The organism is Congregibacter sp., assembly GCF_047617445.1.
GTDB lineage: Bacteria > Pseudomonadota > Gammaproteobacteria > Pseudomonadales > Halieaceae > Congregibacter.
This window is the reverse complement of the sequence record NZ_JBLGBE010000108.1, coordinates 1-9,367: the sequence shown is the minus strand read 5'-3', so window position 1 is coordinate 9,367 and position 9,367 is coordinate 1. Positions and strand designations below refer to the sequence as shown.

Genomic DNA, 9,367 nt, shown 5'->3' with positions numbered 1-9,367 from the left:
TCCCCTTAATGCCACGAGGATAACCACCGCCGTCCCAGCGTTCATGATGATTTCTAGCAATGTTAGCCGCAGCCTGCATCACAGGGTGGCTCGAATGAGACAGAATATCGTAGCCATTTTGCGCATGCTGCTTCATGACGGCGACTTCGTCGGGATCCAGTTTACCGGGTTTCAGCAAAACGCTCTCCGGGGTACCGATCTTTCCAACATCATGCAAAGGGGCCGCCAGTAGCATCAAGTTCTGACGCTCTTTCGTCCAGCCAAGCTCCTTGGCCATCAACTCCGCATACTCTCCGATTCTGCGAATGTGGTTGCCCGTCTCAGGGTCTTTGTACTCGGCCGCCACAGCAAGGCACTCAAGCGCCTCTCCATAGGCCTTTTCAAGGCTGCCAAGTAGCGTCTGTATTTGCAGTGTTTTCGCCTGAACGTCAGCCTCCATACCGGCTTTGTGATGACGGCTAGCGCGTTTTAAAAAAATTAATTCTTCGGCTCGCCGGACAACGTGAACCAAGTGGTTAAGATCAAGGGGCTTTTCAATAAAATCGAGAACGCCAAGCTTCAGAGCTTCAATGGCTTCCTTTGCCCCACCATGACCGGTCAAGATAATAAATTCCAGATCACGATCTTTACCTATTTCAAACTGGGCGGAATCGATCATTTCCAAACCTGATTTTCCGGGCATGAGGATGTCACTTACAACGATGGTAATTCCTGTATCGCGACGCAGAAGATTGAGCCCCTCCTCACCGTTTGACGCTTCTACACATTCGAAACCGTTATCTACTAGGCATTCAACAATTTCGTCACGATTTTCTTTTTCATCTTCAGCGATGAGAATTTTTGTCATCATAATTATTACTCCCTTGTCTTCAGCACGGAGGCGACTGTGTCTAACAGGTCATCAATATCCAACGGCTTTTTCAAAAAAGAATATGCTGCTATATCTACCCCGTTCCCTTCAACCCTAGGACTGGCGTGTCCTGACATTACGATAAACTTTATCTGTTGTCCCCACTTAGCTTCAACCGTCTTGATTAAGTCGGCGCCCGTTTTTCTCGGCATCTTTAAATCTGTGACGATAAGCACGATGCCCGCCGTAGTGCTGACTATTTCAACGGCAGCTTCGACGTCGCTAGCGCCAAAACACTCGTAACCTTCATCGGTTAACGCTTCTAACGCTTCTTCGAGAATAATTTCTTCATCATCAACAACAAGGATCTTGATTGAGATAGCCCTTCTCCTTCTAATAAGCAACCCTAACTAGCCATCGGCGAAGAGTTTGGTCTATCCGTGTTTGCGTTGGGCCAGTACACAGCCGGGCCGGTGAGCGATGGGCCAGAGCGACTTACCACATGGGACTGTAGCCTTGTATTAATGGTAGATCATCGCTTCAGAGATTCAAGGCCTTCGTACAGAAAGCGGTAAAGGAAAAATCTCGCTAGACCACATTGAGGCAGTAGCCGAGTTTACTGCGGGCAGTTATTAGGTCTCCCAAACCGGGATTGATCCTGGACTGTCAGAGAATCCTGAGCATCTTCTGGGCACTGTCTAGAAGAATCGATTGTGCTCTGCTGGATAGCTCTTTACTGTTTCGCGCTCTTTCCAGGATTGCGGAAAAGTCTTCTCGCGTTCACGCTACAGCCAGTTCGTTAAGGCCGTCACAAGCGGCATTATAACGGTCCAAGCATCTAAGCATTAGATTCTGAACGGCCGCCACTGTCGCGCAGTTCACTAAACCAAATAGTTCTTCTTGATCTTCGGACAATGAAGAAACAAGGCCGCGATCTTGCAAGCCTCCGTGATTGCCGCCCAGTTTCAACGACGTGTTCAAAATATTGAGTGAAGATTTCGCAGAGTAGTGATTGTCCCGAACATACTTCTTCCCGGCGTCTTTTGACCTCAATCTTCCTAGTCCAAACATGAATCGAAAGACTGCGCGATTAAAGTACCAGTCCGTTGATTGAATTCGCGAGGATCTATGTAAGTGGTCAATGATTTCGTCAGGAATAAACTCATTGAAATAGTAGAAGTCGGCTGTGGGACGACCTGCAAAGAACAGATACTTATTATCGTTTGAGTTGGCACGCTTTTTGGAGTTGTGGAAGGAACTCGCACACACGCCATTGCTAATGTCTGTGCCACCTCCTCGGGCAGCGGGCTTAATGTGATCGACCCAGTCGATCTCCCAAGTAGCGCATATGCCGCAGTCCAACACCCAGAGGCTCTTGCCAGAAAATGCACAGAGCGCACGATCTCGAGCAAAAATCCCCGCTTTTTATGAATCTGAGAACTCTTTCCTCACGAATTTTTTCTTCATGTATATCTTCCGACTGGCCGATCTTTGGGGGACTAAGTTGGCTGAGTGACCGATTTAACCAATGCAAGGCAGTGATGTGCCTAAGCTAGCGCTTCAATGACAGATTCATCAGTTGCGTCCATACACTCTAGCTCTGCGATCCAGTCATTAATTTTTTTGGGCGTATCGAATGGCCAACTTGGGGATCGATGATTAGACGGCGCAATTGCGGCCTCAGTCAAAGTGGTAAAGTTTTGTGTTGAATTGCATCGGAAATTGACTCGCTTATTGTACTAAACTCTGTCCAGATCGAAGTAAGACGCCTTATCGGGACGGGACGGGACAACCCAGGTGGCCTTCGATCCGGTGGAGTTCATTGCGCGATTGGCCGCCCTCGTGCCAAAACCGAGGGTCAATCTCACCCGCCACCACGGCGTTCTGGCACCGAATCACCGCTGGCGCAGGGAGGTCACCCCGGCCAAACGTGGCAAGGCACTTAAGATGGCCGCAAATGCGGGAGTACAGACACCGTCCGAGTGCCATGCTGCTAGAGCCTGCTCCGCTTTATCGGGCATGACCTAGGCGCAACGCCTAAAGCGGGTTTTCAATATTGACATGCCCCAGGGCACCTTGCCTCTTTTCCCTGGGAAGGAATCCAGTTCAACAGCATTCGATCAGCAAGGAAGCCACTGAAAAACTCTGGCTCGGCTCTCTGCGTTCTACAGTTCAGCAATGGACGGATGTGAATTGGACGATGACTGACGCCGGTAAGATTTCAGGGTCATAGACCGGCTGTTCGCGATCTTTTCAGGTCTGGTGACTCGTATCAATGAGGAGACCTGCTTACGATAGTCCTTTTATTTGTCCTATACTTCTTCATCGGCCGCGAGCTTGATTAACACAGCCGATGTTAAGAGGTAGCTTCCAACGGACGCTTGATAAGGCAATGCTCGCTCACCTTGGGCAGCTCCATTCGCGCGACCAGCCCCGTCGGTACATTCTGCAGCAATATCAAGCGACCGTCATGGCCCTCGACGACCGCTTTCACTATGGCCAGTCCCAAGCCGAACCCACCTTCTCCGCTGTCTCGCACATTGCTCAGGCGTTCAAACGGTTGCAGGGCGGCGCTGATTTTATCGCTCGGAATCCCGGGTCCGGAATCGATAACGACGATAGTAATCAGCGAATGCTTAGTCACTATCGCTACCTTTGCGCCGCCAGCATACTTGAGCGCGTTCTCCAGCAAGTTTGTGAGCGCGCGCACCAATGCGTGTGGCCTGCATCGAAAGTAAATACCTTGCGGGCAATCGAATTCAATAGCAGCGCCCTGCTCTTGAAAATCGGCGCAGACACTATCGACTAATTCACCGAGGTCGGTCTGCCGCATCGGCTCATTCCTCGACTCGCCTCTTAGATAATCCAGAGCTGATGTGGTTATTTTTTCGAGCTTGTCGATGCTAGCGATGTGATCCTCACGCAGTTGCTCATCCTCGATAAGCTCTGATTTCACGCGAAGCGCGGTCAACGGAGTACGGATATCGTGACTGATGGCGGCGAGTGTGCTCGAACGACGCTTCATTTCGTCCACCACATATCGCTGCATTTGGTTGAAGGACTGTATCGCTTGCCTAACATCAAGAGGTCCAGTCTCCTGCAGTTCGGTGAACTCCAGTTCTGACGCAAATGTACTGGCGGCACTAGCCAAACGTTTAAAGGGCTGAATAATACGCTGCACAAAAATGAGCGCGATCCCGCCGATAACAAGAAACGCGGTCAAGGAGCGAAGTAACCAATCGGTCATGTTGGGCGTTAGGTGCCATTCATGCTCGTGGACCTCGGCGAGTAGCCAGGTGTCTGGTGCGAGGCGCAGGCTGACAACTATTGCCGTTATCGGAAACGTCATTTCTTGCGGCGCGCATTTTTCATAGGCGAAGCTATTGGCATGGAGTGTCGCGTTGCTGACTCTCAAGTCAGCTGATTCAACGACCAGTCGCTCCGCAAGCGTGCGCGCGACAGCGGAGATTTCCCGTGCAGGCTTCGAACTTCCGTATGGCTTATCTGAAAGTGCATATCCGTCGTGACAGTGCGACACCCTTTCCAGGTAGGAGGGCACCTGTTTGATGGGGATACTTTGGATTATCGTTTGGATACGCTTAAGTCGGCGCCCAGTAAACTCCCCAGCCGCCGTGTCTATCACATCGTCGTACTCAAGGAATTCAAACGCGGCCATGGTGCCCAGTAGCAAAACAAACGAAATGCCCAGCACGGCCATCATTTGGCCCACAATATACTGCGGGAGAAAGCGTATTTTGGGCACTATTCTTTCCACTTACATTCCGCGCCAAACCGGTAACCGCCACCCCAATCCGTGACGATGATTTGCGGATTTTTAGGGTCCTTCTCCAGTTTGCGACGAAGTCTACTGACCTGATTATCCACACTACGATCGAAGAGCTGAGTTTCCCTGCCCCTAGTGATATCCAGCAGTTGCTCACGTGACAAGGTCAAACCCTCGTGCTCGATTAATGAGACGAGCAACATATGCTCCCCTGAGCTGAGTCGGACCGAAGCCCCATTGCTCCCGACGATTTCCTTGCGCGCAACATCAAATGTCCAGCCAGCAAACTCCACGATACCTCGGGTACTGGGTACTCTACGTGGCAGCATTTGGCTTCGTCGCAACACTGAGCGCGCGCGTGCTAAGAGCTCTCGTGGGTTAAAGGGCTTAGTCAAGTAGTCGTCTGCGCCCAACTCCAGCCCCACAATCCGATCTGTCTCCTCCGTGAGCGCTGTCAAAAGGATGATGGGTATCCGGTGAGTCTGCTGTAGGCGCCGGCATATCGACAGGCCATTCTCGCCCGGCATCATAATGTCTAGAACAATCAAGTCTGGCGTGGACGAATACAGCATCTGATCCAACTCTTTCCCGTTCCCAGCCAAAGTGCAGCGGACCCCGCATCGGGACAAATATCGGGCCAAGGACAGCCTGATGTCAGAGTCATCGTCTACGATCAGTATGTGCATTTTATGGTCTGTCATGAACTGTTCTAACTCACTGAACGATCGCGCATAGCCGATCTTATGTCGATATCACCATCCGCCTAGGGATTAATTTGTAACAGATTGTGTCTGCGCGCCTCTGCTGCCATGTTCTGATACAAATTTCAGTGCTCAACGGTACACCTTGACTCAGGATCCCCGATCTACTGCTTTCATAATCAGTCGATCTGGAGTGATCTATGGAGTACCCACGAATCGCTATGCTTGTCGCTACACTCTGTCTGTCTGGTGGATGGGCGCTCCAGGCGGCTGGACAAGAGTCGGTCCCCGTGACAGCAAGTCTGCAGAGTTATCCGCGCGCATACTTTTTGCCATTTACACCGCAAACTGCAAGAGAAATGCTTGATCGTCTACCAGGTTTTGTCTTCGACCCCGGTACGGACGTACGCGGCTTTGGCGCTACCGCCGGCAATGTGCTCATCGATGGCGCTCGGCCATCCTCGAAGTCTGGTGGTCTTGAGGAGGCACTGTCGCGTATCGGCGCCAACATCGTCGAGAGAATAGAGGTGATTCGCGGTTCTGCTGGGGCAAGAGAAGCCGCCGGTCAGGGTGTGGTTGCTAACATTGTTACACGGCGGATTGAATCGACACGCGTGGAACTAGCATTGGAGCGCGCCGCACACGGCAAGTACAACACCGCAATTGATCTAGTTTACGCCGCGGGTGGCACCGTCTGGAGCACCGAGTCTCAATTTAACGCTACCGTAAAAAATCGTCCTCTCAAGGGGATACGAAAGTCCTTAGATGCCAACGCGATCACTACCTTGGTAGTGGCTGAGAATAGCCCGAGTGAAACGGAAGACGTGGGCATTTCGTCACGCGTAAAAAGAGCATCCTCGTCAGGCATCCTCACGGTTAATGGACGCCTCTATTACTCACCATCCTCGGCTACTATCGAACGAATAGGCTTCGACGGAGAGGCGATATCTGGAGACCCTGATCAACGCCAAATCATTGGCGTGGAGCGTAAACGCTTTGATTCTGAGCTCGGTATTGATTGGACATATAGCTTGCGCGACGCGTGGGCATTGAAGCTAATTTCGCTGTCACGGTATGACGAGTTCGAATCGCAGTCTAGCAATGGAGTGGAGCGCCCACTTGGCACCGTCGTGGCCGGTTCACTGTTCAAAAGGGATGAAACAACGCTCGAATCCATACTGCGCGCTACCGTAGGACGTTCGGACGGGCGCAGACTGCGTCCTGAGTTTGGTTCCGAACTGACATACAATCGCTTAGATAGTCGCGTTGGATTCCAGTCTCAAGCCGGGTTTGGTGCCAGCATGCTTGACCTGCCAGTGACCACAGTAACAGTGGAGGAAATTCGCAGCGAAGTATTCGCCAACCTACGCTGGTTCTACTCAGACGAGCTAAGATTAGAGGCGGGGGTTGCCGCCGAGGGGTCAAGAATCTCAGTTAGTGGGGATGCCAATAACGCACAAGCGTTTTTTTTTGCAAAACCGTTTGCCACGCTGATCTACGATCTGCAGCCAGCGGTACAACTTCGAATAGACGGACGGCGAACGGTTGGTCAGCTCGATTTTAGTGACTTTGCAGCGTCGGCATCACTGGCCGATGATCGACAACTCGATGGAAACCCAGATCTAGGCCCCGATCAGACGACACGTTTATCAGCTTCGATTGACTTACGTTCAGATAACTTCGGAGCAGCGAACCTAGAAATTTTCCACGAGTGGCGAGAGGATGTTCTGGAGCAAGTTGTACTGCCCTCAGGAGGAGCGGGCCTGGGAAACGCAGGCTCTGCGCGGGTTTGGGGTTTGCGGTCTACTGCGTCTGTTGCGTTGTCCCCATGGATACCGAATGGGCGTCTTGAGCTTGATGCAACGTTGCTGGATGCGACCTTTGACGATCCGATAATTGCCGGTCAACGTTCAGTCTCTAGCATCGACGCGAGTGACATTCTGGTTGAATTCCGACAGGACCTACTCGACAAGAGAATGTCCTGGGGAGTCAGTTACCGCCCACCACTGCAGGGGCCGTTCTTCTTTGTTGATGAAATTAGCACCAATCGCGATGGACGGTATTGGGGGCTCTTCGCGGAAACTACTCGTTTTTTTGGACTTAAGATGCGATTGAATTTGGACGGTATTGGGAAGCAGAACTTCTCTCGCCGGCGCGAGTTCTTCCAGCCGGACAGGTCCGGAGTATTTCGCGGATCAGAGCTCATCAGCCGCAACCAAGGTATGTTTGTGAGATTGACGTTCTCAGGCCAGTTTTAAGTCTGCGAGCAGCGTTGTACGTTCGTCCGACCGAATGTCTATTGGCTATGCCGACGGCAAAGTCATCATGGTGAGAGAAGATAGCGCAGGCGGCACCACCGACGCTGTCAAAAAGGATTATCGCGGAACGATGGTGTAGCTTTGTCTCAGTTTGATTCTGCTGCAGCGGTAAAGTCGTGCTCAGAATTTGCAACGGCCGGCCTAAATATGCAACTGACACAAGTGCTACTCGAAGCTAGAAAGTCGACCAACACTTCAGCCAGTTCTGCGGCACTGACCGCTTCTTCAGGCCCGGGTACATTGGCAACCTCGAAGCCAAAGCGAGTTGCTCACATTGATGTTGCGCACCGGACTGCCAGCAAAGTTGGATAGACTCCCTGGGCGAGGTCAGCTCTCGCTTTAGCTCGCGGATATTCTGGTAGCTGACTGGCGTAATCAAACACCAGGTTAAACTGCTGCAGCACTTCATTGCCGGGGCAGCCGTTGCTGTCGCCCTAGCTCTCTCCACCGGCGCTGACATATTCCACGGGCAGTCGGTTGAGCTTGTAGCCCGCCAGGTCCAGCGACTCAGACATAGCTACCCGCCCGACAACCTCACCAGAAAGTCCCACACCCCCTGTTTCTGGATGGCGTATACGTCTATCGCGACAAACGGCCCCCTCGATTCCACCGCGTCAAAGCGCCGGATAAAAGTGCGCGGGAGGATCTGGCGCAGTTGATCAGTCAGCGTGCATGTCGCTGCCTCGAGCGCCAGGGCTTACTGGAGCAGGACGACGAAAGTACCTGGCTGGACCTCGCCCCCGCAGACGACACCGATGCCATGCCGCAAATTCTGGGCAGTTCCGTCTCCTACCGGATCGCGGTCGGCCCGCAACAGTGCCGCAAGGCTTTCATGATCCGCACCATCCGACCGCTGGACCGGCCTGATCCAGGGCTGGAGCGCGTGGCAAAGGCTAACGGCTTCTCCCTGCATGCCGGGGTGAGCTGTGAGGGCATCAAAAGGACAAGCGTGAGCGGCTGTGCCGGTACATTGCCAGGCCAGCGGTGGCGGTTCCCCGTCTTTCACTGAGCTCCACCGGCAAAGTTCTCTATACCCTGAAGACGCCTTATCGGGACGGGACAACCCAGGTGGCCTTCGATCCGGTGGATTTCATTGCGCGATTGGCCGCCCTCGTGCCAAAACCGAGGGTCAATCTCACCCGCTACCACGGCGTTCTGGCACCGAACCACCGCTGGCGCGGGGAGGTCACCCCGGCCAAACGTGGCAAGGCACTTAAGATGACCGCAAATGCAGGAGTACAGACACCGGCCGAGTGCCATGCTGCTAGAGCCTGCCCCGCTTTATCGGGCATGGCCTGGGCGCAACGCCTAAAGCGGGTTTTCAATATTGACATGCCCCAGGGCACCTTCTCTTTTTTCGCTGGAAAGGAATCCAGTTCAACAGCATTCAATCAGCAAGGAAGCCACTGAAAAAGTCTGGCTCGGCTCTCTGCGTTCTACAGTTCAGCAATGGACGGATGTGAATTGGACGATGACTGACGCCGGTAAGATTTCAGGGTCATAGACCGGCTGTTCGAGATCTTTTCAGCCTGGTGACTCGTATCCATGAGGAGGTCTGCTCACGATAGCCCTTTTATTTGTCCTGTACTTGGGCTTCAGCCTTGGCTCTTAGCTTTTCTTTTCAAACGCTTCTTTCAGCCCAGCAAACGGATTGTGCGTAGCCGCCTCCCGCCTTTTTTCACCGCCGCCGCCGTAGCGCACGAAATCCTCGAAT

General features: G+C 52.7%; 8 protein-coding genes and 1 pseudogene. 3 read left to right on the top strand and 6 right to left on the bottom strand.

Annotated features, from left to right (window positions below; all coding sequences use genetic code 11):
• From ACI9KD_RS16050 to ACI9KD_RS16040, 3 genes are all read right to left on the bottom strand, one after another.
• Window positions 1-850 (bottom strand): HD domain-containing phosphohydrolase (locus ACI9KD_RS16050; RefSeq protein WP_414982183.1); only part of this gene is annotated, 850 nt, incomplete at its 3' end.
• A gap of 5 nt (window positions 851-855) precedes the next feature.
• Complete coding sequence (locus ACI9KD_RS16045; protein ID WP_414982182.1) at window positions 856-1,254, bottom strand: response regulator; 399 nt, start codon at window positions 1,252-1,254, stop codon at window positions 856-858.
• 376 nt (window positions 1,255-1,630) lie between these two features.
• Window positions 1,631-2,215 carry an HNH endonuclease signature motif containing protein gene (locus ACI9KD_RS16040; protein WP_414982181.1) on the bottom strand — a complete coding sequence of 195 codons (585 nt, stop codon included), beginning with the start codon at window positions 2,213-2,215 and terminating at the stop codon, window positions 1,631-1,633.
• Between the two features lie 414 nt (window positions 2,216-2,629).
• On the opposite strand from ACI9KD_RS16040, the pseudogene ACI9KD_RS16035 reads away from it, so the two are divergent.
• Window positions 2,630-2,792, top strand: a pseudogene (locus ACI9KD_RS16035) (transposase); the annotation flags it as partial.
• Between the two features lie 414 nt (window positions 2,793-3,206).
• Here the strand turns inward: ACI9KD_RS16035 and ACI9KD_RS16030 are convergent.
• Both ACI9KD_RS16030 and ACI9KD_RS16025 read right to left on the bottom strand, forming a co-directional pair.
• A complete protein-coding gene (locus ACI9KD_RS16030; protein WP_414982180.1) occupies window positions 3,207-4,613 on the bottom strand; it encodes an ATP-binding protein in 1,407 nt (468 codons plus the stop codon).
• Complete coding sequence (locus tag ACI9KD_RS16025) at window positions 4,613-5,335, bottom strand: response regulator (protein WP_414982179.1); 723 nt, start codon at window positions 5,333-5,335, stop codon at window positions 4,613-4,615. Before ACI9KD_RS16025 ends, ACI9KD_RS16030 begins: the two co-directional genes overlap by 1 nt.
• Before the next feature lie 200 nt (window positions 5,336-5,535).
• Between ACI9KD_RS16025 and ACI9KD_RS16020 the strand changes: the two genes are divergently transcribed.
• On the top strand, window positions 5,536-7,593 hold the full coding sequence (locus tag ACI9KD_RS16020) for a TonB-dependent receptor domain-containing protein (RefSeq protein WP_414982178.1): 2,058 nt from the start codon (window positions 5,536-5,538) through the stop codon (window positions 7,591-7,593).
• Between the two features lie 757 nt (window positions 7,594-8,350).
• Here the strand turns inward: ACI9KD_RS16020 and ACI9KD_RS16015 are convergent.
• A complete protein-coding gene (locus tag ACI9KD_RS16015; protein ID WP_414982177.1) occupies window positions 8,351-8,659 on the bottom strand; it encodes a hypothetical protein in 309 nt (102 codons plus the stop codon).
• Between ACI9KD_RS16015 and ACI9KD_RS16010 the strand changes: the two genes are divergently transcribed.
• Window positions 8,638-9,063: a transposase gene (locus ACI9KD_RS16010; protein WP_414982176.1), complete on the top strand. Its 426-nt coding sequence runs from the start codon at window positions 8,638-8,640 to the stop codon at window positions 9,061-9,063. The genes ACI9KD_RS16015 and ACI9KD_RS16010 overlap by 22 nt on opposite strands.
• Window positions 9,064-9,367: the final 304 nt, after the last annotated feature.

Excerpts from the sequence above, each read along its gene's own strand:
- ACI9KD_RS16025 (WP_414982179.1), bottom strand. The coding sequence starts at position 5,335 with ATGACAGACCATAAAATGCACATACTGATCGTAGACGATGACTCTGAC.
- ACI9KD_RS16020 (WP_414982178.1), top strand. The coding sequence starts at position 5,536 with ATGGAGTACCCACGAATCGCTATGCTTGTCGCTACACTCTGTCTGTCT.